Annotated in this window: 21 protein-coding genes; 9 read left to right on the plus strand and 12 right to left on the minus strand. The window is 72.5% G+C overall.

Features of this window, described 5'->3' with window-relative positions:
- Positions 1–181: 181 nt before the first annotated feature.
- Positions 182–1,054, plus strand: a complete 873-nt coding sequence (locus tag ACIRQH_RS33535; RefSeq protein WP_358822220.1) for a LysR substrate-binding domain-containing protein — start codon at positions 182–184, stop codon at positions 1,052–1,054.
- Between the two features lie 6 nt (positions 1,055–1,060).
- Here the strand turns inward: ACIRQH_RS33535 and ACIRQH_RS33540 are convergent, their stop codons facing one another.
- Positions 1,061–2,038, minus strand: coding sequence for an Lrp/AsnC family transcriptional regulator (locus ACIRQH_RS33540; protein ID WP_388934102.1), 978 nt, complete (start codon positions 2,036–2,038; stop codon positions 1,061–1,063).
- A gap of 193 nt (positions 2,039–2,231) precedes the next feature.
- Between ACIRQH_RS33540 and ACIRQH_RS33545 the strand changes: the two genes are divergently transcribed.
- The 4 genes from ACIRQH_RS33545 (at position 2,232) to ACIRQH_RS33560 (ending at position 7,842) form a co-directional block, all read left to right on the plus strand.
- Entirely contained in the window at positions 2,232–3,716 is a 1,485-nt protein-coding gene (locus ACIRQH_RS33545; protein WP_404228560.1) for an MFS transporter, read from the plus strand.
- 427 nt (positions 3,717–4,143) lie between these two features.
- Positions 4,144–5,970, plus strand: coding sequence for an AMP-binding protein (locus ACIRQH_RS33550; protein ID WP_358822218.1), 1,827 nt, complete (start codon positions 4,144–4,146; stop codon positions 5,968–5,970).
- Between the two features lie 201 nt (positions 5,971–6,171).
- The gene (locus tag ACIRQH_RS33555) at positions 6,172–6,963 is read left to right on the plus strand and encodes an aldo/keto reductase (RefSeq protein ID WP_388876655.1); all 792 of its coding nucleotides are present in this window, start codon (positions 6,172–6,174) and stop codon (positions 6,961–6,963) included.
- Between the two features lie 183 nt (positions 6,964–7,146).
- The gene (locus ACIRQH_RS33560; RefSeq protein WP_358820102.1) at positions 7,147–7,842 is read left to right on the plus strand and encodes a glycoside hydrolase family 75 protein; all 696 of its coding nucleotides are present in this window, start codon (positions 7,147–7,149) and stop codon (positions 7,840–7,842) included.
- A 125-nt stretch (positions 7,843–7,967) separates the two neighbouring features.
- On the opposite strand, the gene ACIRQH_RS33565 is transcribed toward ACIRQH_RS33560, so the two are convergent.
- The 5 genes from ACIRQH_RS33565 to ACIRQH_RS33585 form a co-directional block, all read right to left on the minus strand.
- Positions 7,968–8,717 carry an SDR family oxidoreductase gene (locus ACIRQH_RS33565; RefSeq protein ID WP_358820103.1) on the minus strand — a complete coding sequence of 250 codons (750 nt, stop codon included), beginning with the start codon at positions 8,715–8,717 and terminating at the stop codon, positions 7,968–7,970.
- 215 nt (positions 8,718–8,932) lie between these two features.
- The gene (locus ACIRQH_RS33570) at positions 8,933–9,856 is read right to left on the minus strand and encodes a class I SAM-dependent methyltransferase (protein WP_404228564.1); all 924 of its coding nucleotides are present in this window, start codon (positions 9,854–9,856) and stop codon (positions 8,933–8,935) included.
- A gap of 462 nt (positions 9,857–10,318) precedes the next feature.
- Entirely contained in the window at positions 10,319–10,903 is a 585-nt protein-coding gene (locus ACIRQH_RS33575) for a TerD family protein (RefSeq protein ID WP_081220239.1), read from the minus strand.
- A gap of 101 nt (positions 10,904–11,004) precedes the next feature.
- On the minus strand, positions 11,005–12,042 hold the full coding sequence (locus tag ACIRQH_RS33580) for a sporulation protein (RefSeq protein WP_404228567.1): 1,038 nt from the start codon (positions 12,040–12,042) through the stop codon (positions 11,005–11,007).
- 161 nt (positions 12,043–12,203) lie between these two features.
- Positions 12,204–13,157, minus strand: a complete 954-nt coding sequence (locus ACIRQH_RS33585; RefSeq protein WP_388876440.1) for a helix-turn-helix transcriptional regulator — start codon at positions 13,155–13,157, stop codon at positions 12,204–12,206.
- A 150-nt stretch (positions 13,158–13,307) separates the two neighbouring features.
- Between ACIRQH_RS33585 and ACIRQH_RS33590 the strand changes: the two genes are divergently transcribed.
- Entirely contained in the window at positions 13,308–13,760 is a 453-nt protein-coding gene (locus ACIRQH_RS33590; RefSeq protein WP_358820159.1) for a hypothetical protein, read from the plus strand.
- Entirely contained in the window at positions 13,757–14,248 is a 492-nt protein-coding gene (locus ACIRQH_RS33595) for a hypothetical protein (protein ID WP_358820107.1), read from the plus strand. Before ACIRQH_RS33590 ends, ACIRQH_RS33595 begins: the two co-directional genes overlap by 4 nt.
- A gap of 18 nt (positions 14,249–14,266) precedes the next feature.
- Here ACIRQH_RS33595 and ACIRQH_RS33600 read toward each other — a convergent pair whose 3' ends face one another.
- From ACIRQH_RS33600 to ACIRQH_RS33610, 3 genes are all read right to left on the minus strand, one after another.
- Positions 14,267–14,980 (minus strand): methyltransferase domain-containing protein, encoded by a 714-nt coding sequence (locus ACIRQH_RS33600; protein ID WP_388934093.1) that lies wholly within the window; start codon positions 14,978–14,980, stop codon positions 14,267–14,269.
- A gap of 5 nt (positions 14,981–14,985) precedes the next feature.
- Positions 14,986–15,291, minus strand: a complete 306-nt coding sequence (locus ACIRQH_RS33605; RefSeq protein ID WP_358820109.1) for a 4a-hydroxytetrahydrobiopterin dehydratase — start codon at positions 15,289–15,291, stop codon at positions 14,986–14,988.
- Positions 15,292–15,404: 113 nt separating this feature from the next.
- A complete protein-coding gene (locus ACIRQH_RS33610) occupies positions 15,405–16,475 on the minus strand; it encodes an ADP-ribosylglycohydrolase family protein (RefSeq protein WP_404228572.1) in 1,071 nt (356 codons plus the stop codon).
- Positions 16,476–16,502: 27 nt separating this feature from the next.
- Here ACIRQH_RS33610 and ACIRQH_RS33615 point away from each other — a divergent pair, with 27 nt between their 5' ends.
- Together ACIRQH_RS33615 and ACIRQH_RS33620 are read left to right on the plus strand one after the other, a co-directional pair.
- Entirely contained in the window at positions 16,503–17,345 is an 843-nt protein-coding gene (locus ACIRQH_RS33615; protein ID WP_388876449.1) for a helix-turn-helix domain-containing protein, read from the plus strand.
- A 146-nt stretch (positions 17,346–17,491) separates the two neighbouring features.
- Positions 17,492–18,355 carry a helix-turn-helix transcriptional regulator gene (locus ACIRQH_RS33620; RefSeq protein WP_358820112.1) on the plus strand — a complete coding sequence of 288 codons (864 nt, stop codon included), beginning with the start codon at positions 17,492–17,494 and terminating at the stop codon, positions 18,353–18,355.
- Between the two features lie 41 nt (positions 18,356–18,396).
- On the opposite strand, the gene dnaK is transcribed toward ACIRQH_RS33620, so the two are convergent.
- The 3 genes from dnaK to ACIRQH_RS33635 form a co-directional block, all read right to left on the minus strand.
- The gene (gene dnaK, locus ACIRQH_RS33625; protein WP_388876452.1) at positions 18,397–20,298 is read right to left on the minus strand and encodes a molecular chaperone DnaK; all 1,902 of its coding nucleotides are present in this window, start codon (positions 20,296–20,298) and stop codon (positions 18,397–18,399) included.
- 143 nt (positions 20,299–20,441) lie between these two features.
- Complete coding sequence (locus ACIRQH_RS33630; protein ID WP_355874132.1) at positions 20,442–20,867, minus strand: OsmC family protein; 426 nt, start codon at positions 20,865–20,867, stop codon at positions 20,442–20,444.
- Positions 20,868–21,068: 201 nt separating this feature from the next.
- Entirely contained in the window at positions 21,069–22,874 is a 1,806-nt protein-coding gene (locus ACIRQH_RS33635; RefSeq protein WP_388876455.1) for a DUF2201 family putative metallopeptidase, read from the minus strand.
- Between the last annotated feature and the right edge of the window lie 38 nt (positions 22,875–22,912).

Raw genomic sequence — 22,912 nt, forward strand, 5'->3', positions numbered from 1 at the left:
CTCGGCCACTGCAGGCGTTTCACGGTGCTCCACTACTCGTTCGGTGCGTCGGTCGGGGCCGCCGGAGGTGCCGTTCGGACCGGCCCGGGTCGTGCCCTCTCCATCGTCCTCTCCCTCTCCGCGATCGGGAATCCTTCACACCGCTCTGACTGTCATCACGTTCCACGATAACGTGATCGACATGTACGACCCTTCGCAGCTGCGTACGTTCCAGGCGGTGGCACAGACCCTCAGCTTCACGCAGGCCGCCCGGCGGCTCGGGGTGCGCCAGTCGACGGTCAGCCAGCACGTGCGCCGGCTGGAGGACGCCGCCGGCCGGCAGTTCTTCTCCCGGGACACGCACTCCGTGGAACTCACCGAGGACGGCGAGGCGATGCTCGGGTTCGCGCGCCGGATCCTGGAGGTGCAGGAGCAGGCCACGGCGTTCTTCACGGGGACGCGGCTGCGCGGCCGGCTGCGCTTCGGTGCCTCCGAGGACTTCGTGCTGACCCGGCTGCCGGAGATCCTGGAGGGGTTCCGCTCCGACCATCCCGAGGTGGACCTGGAGCTGACGGTCGAGCTGTCCGGGACCCTCCACGAACGGCTGGCGGCGGGCGATCTGGACCTGGTGCTGGCGAAGCGGCGGCCCGAGGACCCGCGCGGCCAACTCGTCTGGCACGACCACCTGGTGTGGATCGGCGCCCCGCGGCTGCGCCTCGACCCCGAGCGTCCGGTTCCGCTGATCGTCTATCCGCCGCCGGGCATCACCCGCGCCCTCGCGCTGGAGGCACTGGAACGCCAGGGCCGGTCCTGGCGCATCGCCTGCACCAGCGGCAGCCTCAACGGGCTGATCGCCGCGGCCCGCGCGGGTCTCGGCGTGATGGCCCACTCCCGGGGGCTCGTGCCGCCGGGGCTGGCCCGGGTTCCGGAGCGGGCGGGCCTGCCCACGCTGGGCGAAGTGGACTTCGTGCTGGTGCACGGGCGGCGGAGGCCTTCGGCGCAGGGGGCGGCGGACGCGCTCGCGGCGGCGGTCCTGGCGGGCGGGGACCGGCTGCACCGGGGGCGGCGGGACTGAGGGAGGTCAGCGGAGCCGGGTGTACGTGAGCTGCTTGACCCGGCGCAGGAACGGCGACGTCTCGACGTGCTGGACGCCGTCGAGCCGGCCGAGCGGGCCGCTCAGATACGCGTAGAGGCCGGCCGTGTCGGGGACGACGGCGGTCACCACGATGTTGGAGGGGCCCGCCGTGGCGGAGGCGAAGGCGACCTCGTCGTGGGCGGCCAGGGCCCGTCCCACGGAGTGGAGGGCGGCGGGGGCCGCGGTGATCCACAGACAGGCGGCGAGAGGATAGCCGAGGATCTCCGAGTGGTATTCGACGTCGATGTACACGGCGCCGGAGGCGAGCAGCGCGGACAGCCGGCGTTTGACGGCCGACTCGGAGCGTCCGGTGGCGCGTTGCAGCTCGGGGTAGGTGGCGCGCCCGTCGCGTTCGAGCGCGGCGACCAGGGGTTCGTCCTCGGGGGCGATCCGGGCGGGCCCGTCCGTCGCCGGCCGCTCGGGGCGCAGTGCGGCGATCCGGTCGTCGGTCAGCGCGGCGAACTTGCGGGTCCAGCCGTCGGGTCCGCCGTAGAAGCGGTGGATCAGCTGGTGGGCCCGGATCTCCAGGATGCTCGGAGTGCGCGGGAGTTTGCCGAGCAGCAGGTCGTCGCGGTCACCGATGCTGCGCGGCCGGGTCATGCAGACCACCTCGGTGCCGCCGGAGGCCAGGCCGATCCAGGCGGTGTCGGGGCGCCTGGCGAGGGCGTCGGCGATGGCCTCGACGCCGTCGGGCGTGCAGCGCAGCCGCAGCATCCAGTGGTCCTGGCCGAGCCGCTGGGCGTCCCGGACGGCGACGACCCGCAGGCCGGCCTCGGCGCACAGCCGGCGGTAGCGCCGGGCGATCGTCTGGTCGGAGGCGTCCAGCACCTCCCCGATCCGGCTGAAGGAGGCCCGTCCGTTCACCTCCAGAGCGGCGAGCAGTCGCAGATCGAGACTGTCGAGCCTGATGGATTCCATCTTCATGCGGCCCGTCCCTGTCGGATTCCGTCGGCCTTCGACCGGCGACCGCTGTGATCGGCCGGTGCCGCCCCATCGTACGGAGAAGCGCGAGCCGACCGGCACGAACGGTGCCGGCGGAGTCGGCCGCATCAGCGGCGACGGCCCGCGTCCGTGACACGGGGATGCGCGGGATCCGGCGGTAGAGGGAGCTGAGGACATGCGTAAGTGGGGGCCGCTGACGGCGGTGTGCCTGGGCACGTGCATGTTGTTGCTGGACGTGACGATCGCGATCGTCGCGCTGCCGGACATGGCGAGGGGGCTGCACGCCTCGCTGAGCGATCTGCAGTGGGTCATCGACGGATACGCGCTGGCGCTCGCCGCGCTGCTGCTCGGGGTGGGGGCGGCCGCGGACATCCTGGGCCGGCGCCGGGTGCACGTGGCGGGCGTCGTGCTGTTCGCGGTGGCGTCGCTGTGGTGCGGGCTGGCGGCCGGGCCGCAGATGCTGGTGACCGCCCGGGTGGTGCAGGGTGTGGGCGCGGCGGCGACGCTCGCGACGACGCTGCCGCTGCTCGGCTCGGTCTACCGGGGGCGGGACCGGTCCACCGCGCTCGGCGTGTGGGGCGCGGTCAGCGGCAGTGCCGCGGCGGTCGGTCCGGTACTGGGCGGGCTGCTGACCGAGGGGCCCGGCTGGCGGTGGATCTTCTTCGTGAACCTGCCGGTGAGCGTGGCCGCGGTGTGGCTGACGCTGAAGGTGGTGCCGGAGTCGAAGGGCCCGCGTGGCATGCGGATCGACTGGGCGGGCACGGCGGCGTTCGCCTGCTTCGCGGGAGCGACGACCTTCGCGGTGGTGCGGGCGGGGTCCGACGGCTGGGCGTCGGCCGTGACCGCGGGCTCCTTCGCCGTCGCGGCGGTGTCACTCCTCGCCTTCGTCCTCGTCGAGCGCCGGGTGGCGCAGCCGCTGCTCGATCTGGCGCTGCTTCGCAAGCCCGCGTTCGTCGGGGTGATGCTGGGCGCGCTCGCCTTCAACGGGGCGGCCTTCGGCGTCATCCCGTACCTCTCGATCTGGATGCAGACGGTGCTGGGGCTGAGTCCGGTGCACGGCGGGCTCACCCTGCTGCCGATGACCGGCGCGTCGGTGGTCGTCGCGATCCTCGCCGGCAAGCTGCTGCACGGGGCTCCGGCGTGGCTCACCATCGGCGGCGGGCTGCTGCTGATCGGCTCGGGGGTCCTGTGCCAGGCCGTTCTCGACGCGGGCACGGGCTGGACGGTGCTGGTGCCGGGCCTGGTACTCGTGGGAATCGGCATCGGCCTCGTCGCCCCGGCGCTCGCGGGCGCCGCGCTCGCCTCCGTGCCGCAGGAACGGGCGGGGATGGCGAGCGGCGCGGTGAACACGGTCCGGCAGCTCGGGTACGCGCTCGGGGTGGCCGCCTTCGGGACCGTGCTGATCTCCCGGATGCGGGACACGCTGTCGCACGCTGGGGCGCACACGCTGGCGGGCGGCGGCGCCGGGGCGCTGCGCGGCACGGTCTCCGAGCACACGCTGCGGGCCGCGTTCGCCTCGGGGCTCGACACGGCGTCGGTGGCGGCCGGGGTGACGGCGCTGGTCGCGGGCGCGCTCGTCCTGATCCTGGTCCGGACCCCACGCGCCGCGGCGAGCCCGGCGGCCGCCTCCGCGGAGAAAGTACCGGCGCCCCAGGGCTGAGACCCGCCCGCCCGAGCCGGGACCGGCCCGCCCGGACCGGCTCGGCACGCACTCCCCGGGCACCCAGCGCGCCGGGCAGGGCCGCCCCGCCCCGCACGGGGGCTCCACGGGAACCAGAGGCCGCCGCGTGCGGGGTGGGGGTTCAGGAGGCCCGCGGAGAGGGTTCACACCCCCGCTGGACGGGGAGGATCCCCTCCGGCGCGGGTGGCGCCGGAGACTGGTGCGGGGTCGTACAGATTCCGTGGAGATTGCGGACCCGAAACCTACGGAACCGTAGGCAATTCTGTCCGGCCCTTCCCCTTGTGCGGGCATTTCCTCGGCTGACCAGTGCGGACGCCGTGCCCCTCTCCGGTTCGAGCCCCCTCCCGTCCGGTCCCGGGGTGGGGTAGCTTTCACGGCGCTGTGCGGAGCGCCACGAGGAGCGGTATTGCGCGAGTTCACCAACCCCCCGTTGGCGTCGGCGCCGCCGGTGGGCGGCCTGGCCGACGTCGTCTTCGAGTATGCCCAGGAGGATCCGCTGCGCATCGCGCTCGGTCGCAAGGACGAGCGAGGAGAGTGGCGCGACGTCACCGCGGCCGAGTTCCGCGACGAGGTCCTGGCCCTCGCCAAGGGCCTGCTCGCCCAGGGCGTCCGCTTCGGCGACCGCGTCGCCATCATGTGCCGCACCCGCTACGAGTGGACCCTCTTCGACTTCGCCCTGTGGACGGTCGGCGCCCAGGTGGTGCCCGTCTATCCCACGTCCTCCGCCGAGCAGGTCTTCTGGATGCTGCACGACGCGCAGGTGTCGGCGGTCATGGTGGAGCACGAGGACCACGCGATGACCATCGCCACGGTCGTCGACCGGCTGCCCGCGCTGCACCAGCTGTGGCAGCTCGACACCGGCGCGGTGCACGAGCTGTACGAGGCCGGGGCGCACATCGACGACGACGTGGTGCACCGGCACCGCCGTGCCGTCACCCCCGAGTCGACCGCGACGATCATCTACACGTCGGGCACCACCGGGCGGCCCAAGGGCTGTGTCCTGTCGCACGAGAACTTCATGTTCGAGGCGGACACCGTCATCGAGCGCTGGGAACCGGTCTTCCACTCCAAGCGCGGCGACGAGGCGACCACCCTGCTGTTCCTGCCGCTCGCGCACGTCTTCGGGCGGATGGTGCAGGTGGCCGCGTTCCGCGGGAGGGTCAAGTTCGGGCACCAGCCGCAGCTGAACGCGGCCGCGCTGCTGCCGGATCTGGCCGCCTTCCGGCCGACCTTCTTCCTGGCCGTGCCGTACATCTTCGAGAAGGTGTTCAACGCCGCCCGCCGCAAGGCGGAGAAGGAAGGCAGATCGGGCCCCTTCGAGAAGGCCGTCGACATCGCCGTGCGCTACGCGGACGCCGTCGAGTCGAAGGCCTGGGGCATCGGCCCCGGCCCCTCCGCGAGCCTGCGCATGCAGCACCAGGTCTTCGACAAGCTCGTCTACTCCAAGGTGCGGGCCGCGATGGGCGGCCGGGTCAAGCACGCCATGTCGGGCGGCTCGGCGATGGACCGGCGGCTCGGACTGTTCTTCGCGGGCGCGGGCGTCATCATCTACGAGGGCTACGGGCTCACCGAGTCCACGGCCGCCGCGACCGCCAACCCGCCCGAGCGCACCCGGTTCGGCACCGTCGGGCAGGCCATCCCGGGCACCACCGTGCACATCGCGGACGACGGCGAGATCTGGCTGCACGGCGGCAACGTGTTCCAGGGCTACCTCAACAACGACAAGGCCACGGACGCCACCCTGCACGACGGCTGGCTCGCCACCGGTGACCTCGGTTCCCTGGACGAGGACGGCTACCTCACGATCACCGGGCGCAAGAAGGAGATCCTGGTGACCTCCGGCGGCAAGAGCGTCGCGCCGGGCGTGCTGGAGGAGCGGGTGCGCGACCATCCGCTCGTCGCGCAGTGCATCGTGGTCGGCAACGACCGCCCGTACATCGCCGCGCTCGTCACCCTCGACTCCGAGGCGGTCGAGCACTGGCTCCAGATGCGGGGCAAGCCGCAGCTGGCCGCCGGCGACCTGGTGCGCGACGCCGACCTGGAGACCGAGGTGCGGCGCGCCGTGGTCGCCGCGAACACGCTGGTCTCGCAGGCCGAGTCGATCCGTACGTTCCGGATACTGGCCCACCAGTTCACCGAGGAGCACGGACTGCTGACCCCCTCGCTGAAGCTGAAGCGCAAGGCGATCGAGAAGGCGTACACGACGGAGGTCGAGGCGCTGTACCGGGCGTAGCAGCCGGGTGGTACGGGCGCGGCACCCGGCGGGGACCTGCGCGGTGGGCCTTTCGGCCAATCTGTATTTCACAGGACCGCGGGCCCGGTCAGGAATGCACCACGGGCCGTGATCGTTGACCATGGGAGTACCACCCGACGACTGAAGGATCGAGAGCTCGTGAGCAAGGTCCCCCCGATCATCCTGAACAACGGCGTCGAGATGCCGCAGCTGGGCTTCGGCGTCTGGCAGGTGCCGGACGACGAGGCGGAGCGGGCGGTCGCCACCGCGCTGGAGTCCGGGTACCGCAGCATCGACACCGCGGCGATCTACGGCAACGAAGAGGGCACCGGTAAGGCCATCGCCGCGTCGGGCGTCCCCCGCGAGGAGCTCTTCGTCACCACCAAGCTCTGGAACAGCGACCAGGGGTACGACTCGACCCTGCGCGCCTTCGACACCTCGCTGGAGAAGCTCGGCCTGGACCACGTGGATCTGTACCTGATCCACTGGCCGATGCCGTCCCGCGGCACGAACATCGACTCGTTCAAGGCCTTCGAGAAGATCTACGCCGACGGCCGCGCCAAGGCCATCGGCACGTCCAACTTCCACCCGGAGCACCTGGCGAAGCTGATCGACGAGACGTCCGTCATCCCGGCCGTCAACCAGATCGAGCTGCACCCGCACCTCCAGCAGCGGGCCGCCCGCGAGTTCCACGCGGAGCAGGGCATCGCGACCGAGGCCTGGTCGCCGCTGGGCCAGGGCAAGGGCCTCCTGGAGGTTCCGGCGATCGTGGCCATCGCGCAGAAGCACGGCCGCACCCCGGCACAGGTCGTGCTGCGCTGGCACATCCAGCTCGGCAACGTCGTGATCCCGAAGTCCGTGACCCCGTCGCGGATCAAGGAGAACATCGCCGTCTTCGACTTCTCCCTGGACACCGAGGACATCGCGGCCATCTCCGCCCTGAACGAGGACCGCCGGCTCGGCCCGGACCCGGCCACGTTCGACGTCGGCTGACCGGCCCGCACCCACCGCCACCGCCACCGCCGGCCCGGACGCTTGGAAGCGTCCGGGCCGGCGGTGTTTTCGCACCCTGGACCGGACCAACTCCGCGGAAGGTCTTGACGCGGTCATGCAAGGAGGGCCACCTTGTACGGCAACCCAGTAAGGAAAGTTTCCTAACAGAAGGGTTCCCCCACAGTGCGCACTCGAACACTGACCCTGTCCGCGGCCGCCTGCGCCGCGCTCCTCGCCGGCGCCGCCCTCCCGGCCCAGGCATCAGGAACCGTCAACCCCCGCTCGGCACAGGAGGGTTCGGTCAGCGCGGCCTCCCTGCTCGCCAAGGTGACGTCCTGTTCACAGATCTCCAGCGGCAAGTACCGCACCGACGAGGAGACGTCGGCCACGATTCCCGTCTGCGGCAAGAACGGCGCCGTGTTCTGGAAGGCCGACATGGACATCGACTGCGACGGCCAGGTCACCAGCAAGTGCAGCGGCGACACCGACCCCTGGTTCCAGGACGACACGGCCTTCCACCAGTCCAACGGCCAGCCCCTGCGCGCCGACTCGCTCCCCTACGTCGTGGTGCCGTCCACCAGCAGCATCTGGAAGTACACGAGTTCGGGCATCAAGGGCGGCGGCGTGGTCGCCGTCGTCTACAACAACAAGGTCGAGTACGCGGTGGTCGGCGACACCGGTCCGACGAGCATCATCGGCGAGGCCTCGTACGCCACGGCGAGCGCGCTCGGCATCGACCCCGACCCGGAGACGGGCGGCACCGACTCCGGCGTGACCTACATTCTGTTCAAGAACTCGCAGGTGTCGCCCATCGAGAGCCACACCGCGGCCGTGACGCTCGGCAACTCGCTGGCCCAGCAGTTCCTGGCCGGCAACTGACTCGACGTCGCACCACCGTAGGCCTCTCCCCGCGGCGTGCCGGCGGGGAGAGGCCCGCCGTCGATCCCCGGTGGCCGGTGAGGCCGTTCGCGCGGCACGGCCCCACCGGTCACCGGTCACCGGGCTCAGGCGGGCTGGCCGATCGGGCGGACCACCACGGTGTTCACGTCGACACCCTCCGGCTGTCCGACGGCCCACACGATCGAGTCGGCGAGCTGGTCCGCCGTCAGGAGGTGCCCCGGCGGGAGGCTCCCGTAGCTGTCCCAGAACGGGGTCTCCACCCGGCCGGGGGAGATCAGCGTCACGCCCACCCCGAACTCGGTGACCTGACGCCGGGTGTTCTCGGCGAGCCCCGTCACCGCCCACTTGGTGGCGCCGTAGATGTTGCCGGGCGTGTTCACGTGCCCCGCCACGCTGCCGATCAGCACGATGCGGCCACGGCTCTCCTTCAGCGCGTCGATGGACGCCCTGATGAGCAGCGCGGGCCCGAGCACGTTGGTCAGCACCATCTCGGACCAGCCGGCCGGGTCGCCCTCCGCGACCGTGTCGTGCGTCGCGAAACCGGCGTTGGCGACGACGGTGTCGAGCCGCCCGAACTCCTTGAGCGTCGCCTCGACCGCCGCCCGCACCTGGTCGTACTCGGCCGCGTGCCCGACGATCGTCAACAGCCCCTCAGGGTTGCCGAGTTCCTCCGCGAAGTCCCGCAGCCGCTCCGCCCCGCGCCCCGTGACGGCCACCCGATGCCCGGCGCCGAGCAGCCGCCGCGCGACCGCGGCTCCGATACCGCTGCCCCCTCCGGTGATGAGGGCCACGGGGGCATCGGTGCCGGTGTCGGCGCCGGAGCCACTGCCCGTGTCGGTGTCGGTGCTGGTCATGGTCTACCCCCATAGAGTCCGGCCGGCCTCCTCACGACGGCCTGCCCGCCGGCCCGCTTCGCCACGGACCGGATGTACGGCGAACTCGGAGAGTCCATCACTTGGAGTGTTCTCGATGTCAAGGGGTCCTGGGGGTACGGGGCTTGGGCCCGGGGTCCGGCTCTCCGGGGCGCCCCTTCTCACGCGACCTCGCCCGCCATGGGGCCCGCCGACCGCTACTCCGGCTTCACGCCCACATGCATCGTCATCGCTGTCAGGACGAACGTGTCGGCGCGGTGGTGGACGCTCGCCTTGTCGTCCGGGTCGAGGAGGCGGTCCAGGGTGGTGACGTCCTCGGGCGTGAGGCCCTCGGCGAGGCCGTCGCGGCGGCGGGCGAGGGAGGCGACGACGAAGGCGCGGGCCTCGTCCGAGAGCGGGGCGGGGAGGTCGACGAGGAAGGTGCGGGTCCCCGTGTGGCGCAGGCCGACGGCGGTGAGCAGGGCCGGCCAGTCCTCCGCCTCGGACACCGCGCCGGGCAGTTCCTCCCGCATCCGCGTGAACCACTCGTCGTGCACGGCGTCGACGCGGGCCTGCAGGCCGGGCCGGCCGATGCCGATGTCGCGCGGCAGGAACCGTGTGGGCAGGCCGCCTTCGAGGAGGGCGAGGGTCCCGCCCGGGGCCAGACCGCGGACGAATTCCGCGAGGGCGGCGCGCTGGTCGCCGACGTGGTGCAGCGACCGGCTGGCCCACACCAGGTCGGCGGGATACTCCACATCTCCTATGCCGTCCTGGAGTTCGGCCTCCACGGTGCTGAAGCGGTCGGCGACGCCGAGGCGTGCGGCACGGGCCCGGGCCTGTGCGAGCAGCGGTTCCACGGCGTCCACGGCGACGACCCGAGCGCCGGGGAAGGTCTCGGCGAGCAGACAGGAGATGACGCCGGGGCCACTGCCCGCGTCCACCACCAGTCCGGGTTCGGGCCGCTGCTCGCGCAGCCACCGCGCGGCCTCGGTGTAGGCCGGGGAGAACAGCTCCGCCTCCAGCACGAGCAGGGGAAGCATCTCGGCGAAGTCCACGTGGGTGTGGCCGTGCGCGTGGTGGTGTACCGGAGCGCCGGCCATGCCCTGGTGGTGCACCGGGTCGTGGCCGTGGTCCTGTGCCATGGCGGAAGCCTCTCTCTCGGGATGCCGACAGCGTGCCCGCCACCCCCCGGAAGCGGCCAGTCGCCTTGCTCGAACGGCAAAAAGTGGGGGCCCCGACGGTGATACCGGAGCGCTTCCTGAGCGACGGCTTCGTACGGATCGAGGGTGCCCTCCCGCAACGCGTCGCCGCGGACGGTGCCCGTCCGCGGTGGAAGGAGACAGGCCGCGCCCCGGACGACCAGGCCACCCGGCCACCAGGCCACTCGGCGACCCGGGGCCGGCCTCCGCTGACGCTGTTCGGTTCAGCGGGGCGGGTCCCGTCCAGGAGCCGCGCCTGCCCTCCCGGGGCCCGGGAGGCCGCGGCCCCCTCCTGCGAAGGGGCCGCGCAGCCTCACACCGGCGCGGGCGACGTCCGGCCGGCCACCGCGGCCCGCGCTCCGGCCCTGTCGCCCGGGCCGGCCGACAAGGACCCCAGCCCGTCGGTCACTTGCTGACGGCGAACCGCATGAGGGCGTTCTCGTCGCCCTGCTTGATCTTCCCCGTCAGGTTGATCACCTGGAGCTTCCAGGCATTGCCGTCGCGCTGCGCCTTGGCCACGGCGCAGCCGTTGTCCTGCGACAGCAGGCTCGGCCAGATGTCGGCGACCTGCGTGCTGCTGCCCCCGGTGGCGTCGTACACCTTGAAGCTGATGTTGCGCGCCTTCTGGAAGGAACTGCCCTTCTTGTAGGCGGCGGCGATGAACACGATGGACGTGATGTTGGGCGGGACCCGCGCGAACTCGACGGTCACGGTCTCGTCGTCGCCGTCCCCGCGCCCGGTCTGGTTGTCGCCGCTGTGCAGCAGCGAGCCGTTGCCCATCGGGTCGAGGGAGTCGAGGCCCGCGAGGCGTACCGGTTCGCCGCCCTGCATGGCGATGGCGATCAGGTCGAGGTCGGTTCCACTCTTGCGGCGGAGCGCGCCCAGCACCCCGCCGCTGCTTCCGGAGGTGGGGTCCCAGGACACCCCTATGGACAGGTGGGTGACACCGTCCAGATCCGCCGGGCCGTCTTCCTTGGTGAGCGTCATCATGCGTGGATCATCCTCTGCGAGATGGGACTGCGTCAGGCAAATTGTGCCTGGGGGCTTTCGGCCCCTGAGCCGGGGCCGTCGATCTGGGGCGTGCCACGCTTCTATCCCTCGTCCTGCCCCTCTCCCCCGTCGTCGTCCGCGTCCTCTTCCTCGCCGTCGAAGAAGTCGCCGATCTCGTCGACGACCTCCGCGGCGACCGTGCCGACGACGCCCACGGCCACACCCGCGGCTCCTGCGGCGATCGCCGTGCCCGCGCCCGGTCCCGACCGGTGACCGCCGTGCGGCTCCGCGTGGCCGACACGACCGGCGTACGGGTCCGGATCCGCGTACGGGCCGTAGGAGCCGTAGGACCCGGATCCGTAGGACTGGCGGTGCTCCACCAGGTGCCGGATCCAGCCGTCCACCTCGGCGTTCCAGTCGCGGCCGGCGATGTCGTCGTGGCCGACGGTGAAGTGGGTGAGGGTGTCGTGTCCGGAGGTGAGGAGGCCGCCGCGCTTGTCCGCCTCCAGGACGACCTCCGTCGCGGACCCGGTGGCCAGGAAGGTCAGCTCGATCTCGTTCACCGCGTGCGCGTACCGCGGCGGCGGGGCCAGCTCGATCTCCTGGTAGAACGGCAGCCGCTGGGCCGTGCCGCCGATCCGCCCCCGTTCGAGGTCGGCGGACCGGAAGACGAAGCCCAGCTGTCCGAGGGCTTCGAGGATCGCCTCCTGGACGGGCGACGGGCGCACCGCCAGCGCGTCCAGATCACCCTGGTCCTTCGCCCCGGCCAGCATCAGCTCGGTGCGCACGCCCAGGACGACACCGAGCGGCTGACCGTACAACTCGCTGACCGGTGTCTCCCACGGGAGCGTCACCCGGAACGGCACGGACCGCTCCTCCTGCTCGTCGAGCCGGAAACCGCCCCCGACGGTGAACCGCTCGAACGTGACGAGGCCCTCGCTGTCCCCGTCCTCGTGCTCGGCCTTCACCCGCGCGACCAGTTCGAGGACGATGTGCTCGATCTCCGCGACCGCGCCACCGCCTCTCAGGCGCACCTCGCCGGACAGCGACCCGCCGGGCGGCAGCGCCCCGCCGTCCAGAACCGTGTCCACCGAGGGGGCGCCCACGCCGATCGCCCCGAGCAGCCGTTCGAACACCATGCCGGTGTTGCTCCTTCACTCGTCGCACTGGTCGTTCCCTGGCGGCCGGTGCAACGCCGGCCGCCCTGTCAGAACTGACCGGAGTGGCAAAGAAGTTCCCAAGTCGCCTGATCGGAGGTGCTTCCCCCTCCGATCGGGCCCGGAGGGCGGACGCGACGTCGTCACGTACGCGGCGCGTACCTCCGGGCCAGTTCGGCGACCGTCGCGCTCAGGCGGGCGCGGAGTTCGGCAGGCTCCAGGACCTCGACCGCCGTGCCGAGGCGAAGGAAGTCGTCGTGGGCCCGGTCGACCGACTCGATGGGGACGGTGGCTCGCGTCCAACCGTCGGCGTCCGTACGGCCGTTGTCCTCGACCGCCCGTCCCGTGAGGCCGCCGGGGTCCGCGCCGGGCGCGATCCGCACGACCGCCTCCGCCCGGTGCAGCCGGTCGTGGAAGTCACGCTGGTACCGAGTCCAGTACGCCGTCAGATCGAAGCCGTCCGGACGAGTGAACTCCTCGCCGGGCGATTCGAGTTCGAGGATCTGGTCGACCCGGAACGTGCGCGGTCCCGGACCGGCGACGACGTACCAGCGGCCCGCCTTGAGGACGAGACCGTACGGCTCCAGGCGGCGCTCCACGTCGGTGGGCTCGCGCCAGCGGCGGTAACGGACGTGCAGGACGCGGCTGTTCCAGACGGCGTCCGCGACGGCGGGGAGGTACGGGGTCGCGTCGGCGTCCGCGTACCAGCCCGGCGCGTCCAGGTGGAAGCGTCCGGAGACCCGGTCGGCGTGCTCGCGCAGCTCCTGCGGGAGGGCGGCGCGCACCTTGAGCTGGGCGGCGGCCAGGACCGCGCCGAGGCCGAGTTCGGCGGCCGGTCCGGGCACCCCGGCGAGGAAGAGGGCCTCGGCCTCCTCGGTGGTGAGACCGGTGAGGCGGGTGCGGTAGCCGTCGAGGAGCCGGTAGCCGCCCGCGTGCCCCGCGTCCCCGTAGAGCGGTACGCCCGCCGCGCTCAGCGCCTCGACGTCGCGGTACACCGTCCGGACCGACACCTCCAGCTCCTCGGCGAGCTGGGCCGCGGTCAGCCGCCCGCGGGTCTGGAGCAGCAGGAGGATCGAGACGAGACGGCTGGACTTCACTGACACAGGATGTCAGTGAAGGAGACTTAGCGTCCTGCCATGGCTTCGACGACCTCCATGGATCCCACCGGTTCCGTCCGCTCCCCCGGTTCCCCTTCCACATCTCCCGCCCCCCGATCCTCCGGGGGCTTCCGGGAGAAGTTCCTGACCGTGCAGCCGCCCATCGAGGTGGCGGGGCGGTGGATCAAGCGCTACCACGTCACCGCCGACCCGGCCGGCATCGAGCCCGACGTCGAGCGCGCGGCGTACGCGGCACTGCCGGGGCTGCTGCCCGAGCCGGACGGCACTCCCCCGGCCACGTTCGTCGTCCTGCACCGGGGCGCGGACGACGGCGCCTATCTGAACGCCTACAGCTGGGTGTGGGACAACGTGCTGCACTTCCGGGGCGCCGCGGCGGGCCAGCCGGTGCTGGGCTGCCCGGACCGGGACCCGACCCGTTTCATCGCACCCGACCTCCCGTGGATCGGCTGCGTCTGGGAGCTGCCGCCGATCCTGCACGAGCGGGACGCCTGGGTGCGACACCTGCTCGCCCCCGAAGTGCCCGATCTGGAGGGCTACTTGGCCGACTCGCTGCCCGAGGGAACCACCGGTGGCCGCTCATGAGCACCGCCCGCGACACCGCTGCCGCCCCCCACGACTTCGACTTCCTGCACGGCGACTGGGACGTCCTGAACACCCGGCGCACGGACTTCCTCGATCCGGACAGCGACTGGGTCCGGTTCCCGGCGACGAGCCGCTGCTGGAACCTGTTCGGCGGCGCGGCGAACCTCGACGAGCTGGACGTGCCGGGCCAGGGCTGGAAGGGACTCACCCTGCGGCTCTTCGACGTGGAGAGCGGACTGTGGTCGCTGAACTGGTCGTCCAGCCGCAGCGGCAGACTGTTCCCGCCGGTGCTGGGGAGGTTCGGGCCGGACGGACAGGGGGTGTTCCTCGGGGACGACACCCACGACGGCAAGGAGGTGCGGGTGCGGTACGTGTGGTCGGGGATCTCGGCGACCACCGCCCGCTGGGAGCAGGCGTTCTCCCTGGACGGCGGCAGGACCTGGCTGCCCAACTGGGCGATGGACTTCACCCGGCGGACCACCGACTGACGCGCGTCACCGCGGAGTTCAGGGCCGGCGAAAGGCACGCAGGGTGAACTCGGGTTCGGGGCGCGGGCCGTCCGGGTCGGGCAGCGCCTCGACACGGTCGGCGAGCCGGTGGCCGCCGGAGGCGTACAGCTCGCCGGCCCGGACCTGCCGGGCGACGCGGCGCGGGGTTCGGCCCTGCCCGTGGCCCCGGAACGGAGCTGTCCCGTCCGGCGTCAGGCCGTGCTCGGCGGCGTAGGCGGTGACGCGCGCCGATCCGTCGGCCGCGTGCCCGGCACGGTAGGGCGCGCACAGCGCGTCGATGTCGCTGCCGACGTCGTGGGCGGCGGCCTTGTCGACGGTGGTGACGAGCACGCCACCGGGGCGCAGCAGCCGGGCGGCCTCGGCGACCACGGGCCGCGCGTCGTCCAGCAGATGCAGCAGCCAGACCACCGTGACCGCGTCGAACGACCCGCCCTGGAAGGGAAGCCGACGGGAGTCGGCGCGGACGACGGCGCCGGGCAGACGTGTGGCGGCCCTGCGGGCCATGCCGTGCGCCGTGTCCGCGCCCAGGACCCGGAGCCCGGGCCGCCCGGCGAGCCGCCGGGTCACGATGCCGGTTCCGCAGGCCAGGTCGAGGAGCGTCCGGGCGCCCTCGGGGACCAGGGTGAGGACGGCGTCGGCGGCCGCGGCGGCCCGGGGCTCGCCGCCCCGTGTGTCGTCGTACCGGTCGGCTTCCCTGTCGTAGTCCAGCACGTGGGTCAGTGTGCCCCGTGGCCCGGCGCGAGGTCCTCCACCCTGCGGGCGAGATCGAAGTCGAGGGCGGTGACGGCGCCGCCGACGCTGTGCGTGTTCACGGTGAGGGAGATCGTGTTGTAGCCGAGCGTGAGGTCGGAGTGGTGGTCGAGCTCCTCCTGTACCTGGGCGATGTGCACGACCATCGCGGTCGCCGCGAAGTGCGAGGCGAGCCGGTAGGAACGCGCGAGCCGGTCACCGTCGAGGGACCAGCCCGGCAGCCCCGCCAGCCGCTCCTCGATGTCCTTCTGCGCCAGCGGTTCGACGGCCATGAGCGGGTTCCCTTCGTACGGCGGAGCTGGGGACGTCCCCTCAGCGTGCCACAGCCCCGCGGACACGGCCGGGCACCACCGGCACCCGCGCGGGCCCGCAGCGTCGCCCCGCCTCAGCGCCGGACGCACTCCGCGGCGAGGTCGTCCGCCAGGAGGGTGATCGTGGCGCGGCCCTCGACCTGCTCCACCCACTCGTGCGGCAGCCGGTGGTCGCCGTGCAGGGCGCCCAGGAGGTTGCCCCACAGCGAGCCGGTGGAGTCACTGTCGCCGGAGTGGTTCACGGACAGCAGCAGCGCGTCGGTGACCCCGTGCTCCGCGAGGGCGCAGTAGACGGCGATGGCGAGGGCCTCCTCGGCGATCCAGCCGGCGCCGAGGGACTCGACCTTCTCCGCGCTCGGGGCGCCCTCGGAGGCGAGGTCCAGGGCCCGGTTCAGCGCCGCCGTGGTCTCCTCGTGGGCCGGGTGACGGGCGAGCAGCCGGAGCGCGCGCAGCACCGCGCCCTCCAGGGAGTCCCCGGCGACGAGGTGGCTGACGATCGCGGCGAGCGCTCCGGACGCGTAGGAGGCGGTCGGGTGGCCGTGGGTCATCTGCGAGCAGCGGGCGGCCATGGCGAACGCCGACTCGGCCAAGGTCCGGGTGAGTCCGAAGGGCGCGGAGCGCATCACCGAGCCGCACCCCTTGGAGTCCGGGTTGACGGGTCCGGGCGGGCCCAGCTCGCCCGCCGGGTCGGGGCAGTACTCGCGCTCCCTGAGCCCGGAGAGGCAGGCGTTGCCGGGTGCGCGGCGGGCGTACAGCCAGGGCTGCGCGGCGAGTCCGCCGTGCACGTCCGGGGCGGGTCGGGCCGCTGTCTGAGTGTCCAGCCAGCGCCCGTACGCCATGCGTACGAGCCGGGACCAGCCGCCGCCGATGCCCTTGTGCCGCTCGCGCGCGTGCGCCTGCTGGAGGCCCTCCACCGTGAACAGGGTCATCTGGGTGTCGTCGCTGACCAGGCCGACGGCACCGGCGCCGTCGGCGACCGGGCCCCGCACCCCGCGCGGGCCGTGCGCCGCGCGGATGCTGTCCAGCGCGTCGAACTCGACCGGGTAGCCGAGGGCGTCCCCGACCGCGCCGCCCAGCAGACAGCCGCGGACCCGCGCCCGGTATCGGGCCTCCGCCTCCCAGGACAGGTTCCACAGCTCGTTCACGTGCCACTCCTCGACTACGGTCCTCGTATGAGCATTGTCCCGCCCGGTGCCGCCGGTTCCTCAAGTGCCCCCGCGGAGAGCGGCGTCGGCCCGCTGCTGCGCGGCTGGCGGGAGCAGCGGCGGGTGAGCCAGCTGGAGCTCGCCCTACGGGCGGGCTCCTCGGCGCGTCACATCAGCTTCGTGGAGACGGGCCGTTCCCGGCCCAGCGAGGAGATGGTGCTGCGGCTCGCCGAGCACCTCGACGTGCCGGTGCGGGAGCGCAACGCGCTGCTCCTCGCGGCCGGCTACGCCCCGCACTATCCGGAGACACCGCTCGACGACCCGTCGATGGACGCCCTGCGCGAGGGGGTGGAGCGGCTGATCCAGGGCTACGAGCCGTATCCGGCGCTGGTCGTGGACGCCACGTACGACGTCCTCGCCGCGAACCGGGGCATCGCCGTGCTGCTGGAAGGTGTCCCCGACCGCCTCCTGGCCCCGCCGCTGAACGCGATGCGGCTGACCCTGCACCCCCAGGGCCTCGCCCCGCGCATCCGCAACCTGCGCGCCTGGCGGGACCATCTGCTCGCCCAGATGGACCGGCAGATCGCGCTGCGCCGCTCGGAACCGCTGCGCGCGCTGTACGAGGAGGTGGCCGCGTATCCGGTCCCGGACACGGCCCCGGAGCCGGCCGGGGGCGACGAATCGCTCGGCTCCGTGCCCTCCTTCGCGCTGCCGATGCGGATCGAGCACGAGGGGCGGGTGCTGTCGTTCATCTCCTCCATCTCGACGTTCAACACCCCGATGGACGTGACGGTCGCGGAACTCGCCATCGAGACGTTCCTCCCGGCGGACCCGGCGACCGTCAAGTACCTCCACACACTGCTGTCCTGACGGCCTATCACCTTTCGAGGTTTGCCGGAATCCGGTGCCGCGCACGACAAAGCGGACTGTGCGCAACCCCGTTGAAGCCGACCCGTGATGGTTCTCCACGGACATGGCACACTGCACCCATACTTCGGCGCGTGGGGAGGCGTGGCGTGAGTGAGCGGCGACCCGCGCCCACCGTGGGGCAGGTGGTACTGGGGCGGCGGCTGCAGGAACTGCGCGAGGCGGCCGGTCTGAGGCGCGAGGAGGCGGCCCGGGTCCTGCGGGTCGCGCCGGCGACCGTACGGCGGATGGAGATGGCCGAGGTCGCCCTCAAGATCCCCTACGTGCAGGTCCTGTTGACGACGTACGGCGTGAGCGACGACGAGTCCGCCGCGTTCGTCGCGCTGGCCGAGGAGGCGAACCGGCCCGGCTGGTGGCAGCGGTACCACGACGTGCTGCCCGACTGGTTCAGCATGCACGTCAGCCTGGAGGGCGCCGCCCAGCTGATCCGCTCCTACGAACCGCACTTCGTGCCCGGACTGCTCCAGACCGAGGACTACGCGCGGGCCGTGCTGGAGGCCGGAACGGTCGGGCAGACGGGACCGGGGGCCATCGAGCGGCACGTGGCGCTGCGCATGAAGCGGCAGGCGCTGCTGACCCGCGCGAACCCGCCCCACCTGTGGATCATCATGGACGAGACGGCGCTGCTGCGTCCGGTGAGCATCCGGGGCGAGGTCATGCGCGACCAGATGGCGCGGCTCCTCGAATGGGTCGACCTCGACCATGTGACGCTCCAGGTGGCGGAGTTCGCGAACGGCCCGCACCCGGGGACGTACACCTCCTTCACGCTGTTCCGGTTCGCCGAGCCGGAACTCCCGGACGTCGTCTACAGCGAGTACGTGACGGGCGCCCTCTACCTCGACGCGCGGGAGGAAGTGGCCCTGCACCTGGAGGTGCTGGACCACATGACGGCGCACGCCGCCTCCGCGCAGCGCACCAAGGAGATCCTGGAGGAGTGCCGCCGGAGCTTCTGAGCACGCGCCCGGCGCGGGACGCGGTGCGGGACGGCCGGCGGTTACGCGGCGCCGTCCCTCGTGCCCCGGTCCCGGTCCTGTGTCCGGTCCGCGTCCCGGTCGTCCTCCACGATCTCGGCGTCCACCACGCCCTCGTCCTCGCCCGCGGCCTGTTCGGTGGCCGGCTCGTCCTGCGGGGGCGTGCCCTGCTCGGTGCGCGCGTACATGGCCTGGCCCATCTGCTGGCTGACGGTGGCCAGTTTCTCGATCGCGGTGCGCAGCGCGGCGGTGTCGGTGGAGGAGTCGTCCAGGAGCTGCTTCAGACCGGCGGCGGCGGAGGCGACCTCCGTCCTTGTCTCCGCGGGGATGCGTTCGTCGTTCTCACGGACGAACCGCTCGGTCTGGTAGACGAGTTGCTCTCCCTGGTTGCGGGTCTCCGCGGCCTCCCGGCGGTCCCGGTCCTGCTCCGCGTACTGCTCGGCCTCGCGCATCATGCGGTCGATGTCGGACTTGGGCAGCGCCGAGCCGCCGGTCACGGTCATCTTCTGCACGCGCCCGGTGGCCAGGTCCTTCGCGGAGACGTGCATGATCCCGTTGGCGTCGATGTCGAAGGCGACCTCGATCTGCGGGACCCCGCGCGGCGCGGGCGGCAGCCCGGTGAGGTCGAAGACCCCGAGCTTCTTGTTGTACGCGGCGATCTCGCGCTCGCCCTGGTAGACCTGGATGCCGACGGAGGGCTGGCTGTCGGCGGCCGTCGTGAAGATCTCCGAACGCCGGGTGGGGATCGTGGTGTTGCGTTCGATGAGCGTGGTCATGATGCCGCCCTTGGTCTCGATGCCGAGGGACAGCGGGGTGACGTCGAGGAGCAGGACGTCCTTCACGTCGCCGCGGATCACGCCGGCCTGGAGCCCCGCGCCGACGGCCACGACCTCGTCCGGGTTGACACCCTTGTGCGGTTCCTTGCCCGTGAGTTCCTTCACCAGGTCGGTGACGGCGGGCATCCGGGTGGAGCCGCCGACCAGGATGACGTGGTCGACCGCGGCCAGTTTCACGCCCGCGTCCTTGACGGCCTGGTGGAAGGGCGTCCGGCAGCGGGCCAGCAGGTCGGCCGTCAGCTCCTGGAACTGGGCACGCGTCAGTTTCTCGTCGAGGTGCAGGGGACCGTCGGAGGTGGCGGTGATGTAGGGCAGGTTGACGGTGGTCTCCGTGGACGAGGACAGCTCGATCTTGGCCTTCTCGGCGCCCTCGCGCAGCCGTTGCAGCGCCATCTTGTCGTGGCCGAGATCGATGCCGTGCGCGGCCTTGAAACGCTGGGCGAGGTGCTCGACGACCCGCTGGTCCCAGTCGTCGCCGCCGAGCCGGGTGTCGCCGTTGGTCGCCTTGACCTCGATGACGCCGTCACCGATCTCCAGCAGCGACACGTCGAACGTGCCGCCGCCCAGGTCGAAGACGAGGACGGTCTGCTCCTCACCCCGGTCCAGGCCGTACGCCAGGGCCGCTGCCGTCGGTTCGTTGACGATCCGGAGCACCTTGAGACCGGCGATCTCGCCCGCCTCCTTGGTGGCCTGGCGCTGCGCGTCGTCGAAGTAGGCGGGCACGGTGATCACGGCGTCCGTGACGTCCTCGCCCAGATAGGCCTCGGCGTCCCGCTTCAGCTTCTGCAGCACCCGCGCGGACAGCTCCTGCGCGCGGTACCGGGTGCCGTCGATGCCGCCCGACTCGGGGAAACGCCAGTTCACGTCGCCCATGTACCGCTTCACGGACCGTGCGGTGCGCTCGACGTTCGTCACGGCCTGGCGTTTGGCGACCTCGCCGACCAGCACCTCGCCGTTCTTCGCGAAGGCCACCACCGAGGGTGTGGTGCGCGCGCCCTCCGCGTTGGCGACGACGGAGGCCTCACCGCCTTCCAGGACGGCCACCACCGAGTTCGTCGTACCGAGATCGATCCCGACCGCACGTGTCATGTCCGTCCCCTTCCAGAAGGGCTCTGCCCGCCCCCCAGCACAGGACGCGCGTACCCGCTTGTCAATGGCGCGTGGCGCACGGACGGAGGCGGACACGACGGTGCCGCGCCCCCCGACGGAGGCGCGGCACCGGTGCGTGTGCGTCAGGCGAGCTTCGCCGACAGGGTGATCGGCGTGCCGGTCAGGGCCTGGCTGACGGGGCAGTTCTTCTTGGCGTCCTCGGCCGCGGCCACGAAGCCGTCGTTGTCGAGGCCCGGCACCGTGCCTTCCACGGTGAGGTGGATGCCGGTGATGCCCTCGCCGGGCTGGAAGGTGACGTCGGCGTTGGTGAGGAGCTTGGTGGGCGGGGTGCCGGCGCCCGCGAGGGCGTGCGACAGCGCCATCGAGAAGCAGCTGGAGTGGGCGGCCGCGATCAGTTCCTCGGGGCTGGTCTTGCCGTTGGCGTCCTGCGCCCGCGACGCCCACGTCACCGGCTGCTGGCCGATGCCGGAGGAGTCGAAGGTGACGACGCCGTTGCCCTCGAGCAGGTTGCCTTCCCACTCGGTGTGTGCGGTGCGCGTGGTAGCCACGGTGATTCCTTTCACGTGTGGTCCCGTTGCCGGGGTCCGTGCTCCCATCCGATCACACCCGGGACCGGTGCACCGCACGGATGGGGGCGCGACCTGCCGGGCGGTGTCCGGGATTTCCCCGGCGGGGGCGCGAAAGGGGGCGGGCGGGGGCCCCCGCCCGGGCTCTGTTCCCCTCGCGTGTGCCGTGCCGTGTCCGGGAGTTCAGCGGACCCGGAACACGGGCCCGCGCGCGGTGAACGGCAGCCGGCCGCCCTGCGGGATCAGGTAGGCGTGTTCGCGCCGCACCCGCAGCACGTCGCAGTAGCCGTCCGTGATGACCAGGACGGGCGCGCCGGGCGGGAAGTCGTCGGCGCGGTGCAACAGGTCGATGCCCGGCTGCAGCACGGTGCCCCCGCGACCGCGGACCCGTACGCTCGCGGCGATCTCGGTGACCGGCAGATAGCCCGCGTCGTGCGGCGCCGCGTCGCAGAACACCACCCGTGCCGCCGGTACGTCCCGGGACGAGGCGTACGAGGCGATGGCGCCCAGCGCCTTGCCGAGCAGGGTGCGGTCCATGGAGGCGGAGGTGTCGAGGACGACGCCGAAGGTGCAGCGGGCGACCTCCTCGGGCGGGAACCAGCGTCCGGCACGCGGGATGTCGGGGGTGGCCGCCTGACGGCGCGAGGGTCGCGCGTACGAGCGCAGGGGTTCGGGCCGGGGCACGAACTCGTCGAACCAGCGGGCCAGTCGGGCGTCCCACGGCAGCGGCGGCTGGCTCAGGGCGCGGATCTCCTCGACCAGTCCGCCGGGCAGGAAGCCGCGTTCCTGCTGCTGGTGCAGGTCGAGTCCCCGGGCGAGACCGCGGCGGTAGAACGCGTCGAGGTCGACGTGGTCGCGGGGCTCGCCGAGCGGGCCGCCGAGGATGTCGCCCGCGCCCTTGCCGCGCAGCGTGGACAGCCGGCGCATCCGGCGGAGGTCCCCGGCGATCCGGTCGTACACCTCCTCGGCCGAGAGGTCCTTCAGCTCCGGGTCGTACAGCAGCCCGTCGGGCATGGCACCGACGCGCATCTCGCTCAGCCAGCCGTTGACCACGTAGTCGGCGGCGACGTTGAAGAGGTACGGGTCACGGGGTCCGCAGCGGTCGCCGTGCCGCAGGGCGGCGTGCAGCATCTCGTGGGCGAGGACGAACCGCCATTCCTCGTCGTCGAGTTCGCGCAACGGGTTGACGTAGATCTCGGCGGCCTCGGTGTCGACGGCGGCGACGGAGATGCCGTGGGCGCGGGCCAGTTCGGCGTCGGCGACGAGTGTGATGCCGGCCGCCACACCGCCGAGCAGCGGGTACGAGGAGATGAACCAGCTCAGGGCCCGCTCCCACGGCTGGAGCCGGGTGGGCCCGCCGCGCATGGAGGCGCGCCGGCCGCCCGCCATGTCCATGGCGGTGGCCATCGTGCGGGTGAGGGCGTGCGCGAACGCCACCTGCCAGTCGGGCGGGGTGCCACCGGTCCAGGTGTCCCAGGGCACCAGCAGCTGATCCGGACCGCCGCCCGCCGTACCGCAGTTCTCGTAGAGCGGCGGGACGCCGTCCCGGCGCCAGCGGGCGGCGAGCCGCTCCTCGTCGCCGTCGGGATAGCCGGCCGGGAGGTCCTCGGGGGTGGTGCCGATCGGGAAACCGAGCAGGAAGCGGTTCACCACCGTGCAGCGGGCGGCGCGGTCGAAGCGGTCCGGCTGCACCCGCGTGCCGACCGCGGCCGGTACGTGGCCGAAGCCGAGGTGGATGACGGCGTGCGCGACGGCCCAGGCCCAGGCCGCCGGTTCGGCCCGCCGGGCGGGGTCGACGTGCAGAACGCCGTCGGAGTCGACGGCGACCAGTCCCTCGCGCGGCGCACTGGCGCAGTTCTTCTGCCGGCAGGTGCTGAACCCGATCGCGGCGAGCGCCCGGTTGGCCCGTACCAGCCGCATCCCCTCGGCGAACGCCTCGGCCGCCGGATCAGGTCGGGTCTCCGCGCCGGCCTTGCGGTTCCGGCTCATCGCGCGGCCCCGGCGCAGCGAGGTGCGGGCGTCCCGCC

Source organism: Streptomyces sp. NPDC102279, assembly GCF_044766365.1.
Classification (GTDB): Bacteria; Actinomycetota; Actinomycetes; order Streptomycetales; family Streptomycetaceae; genus Streptomyces.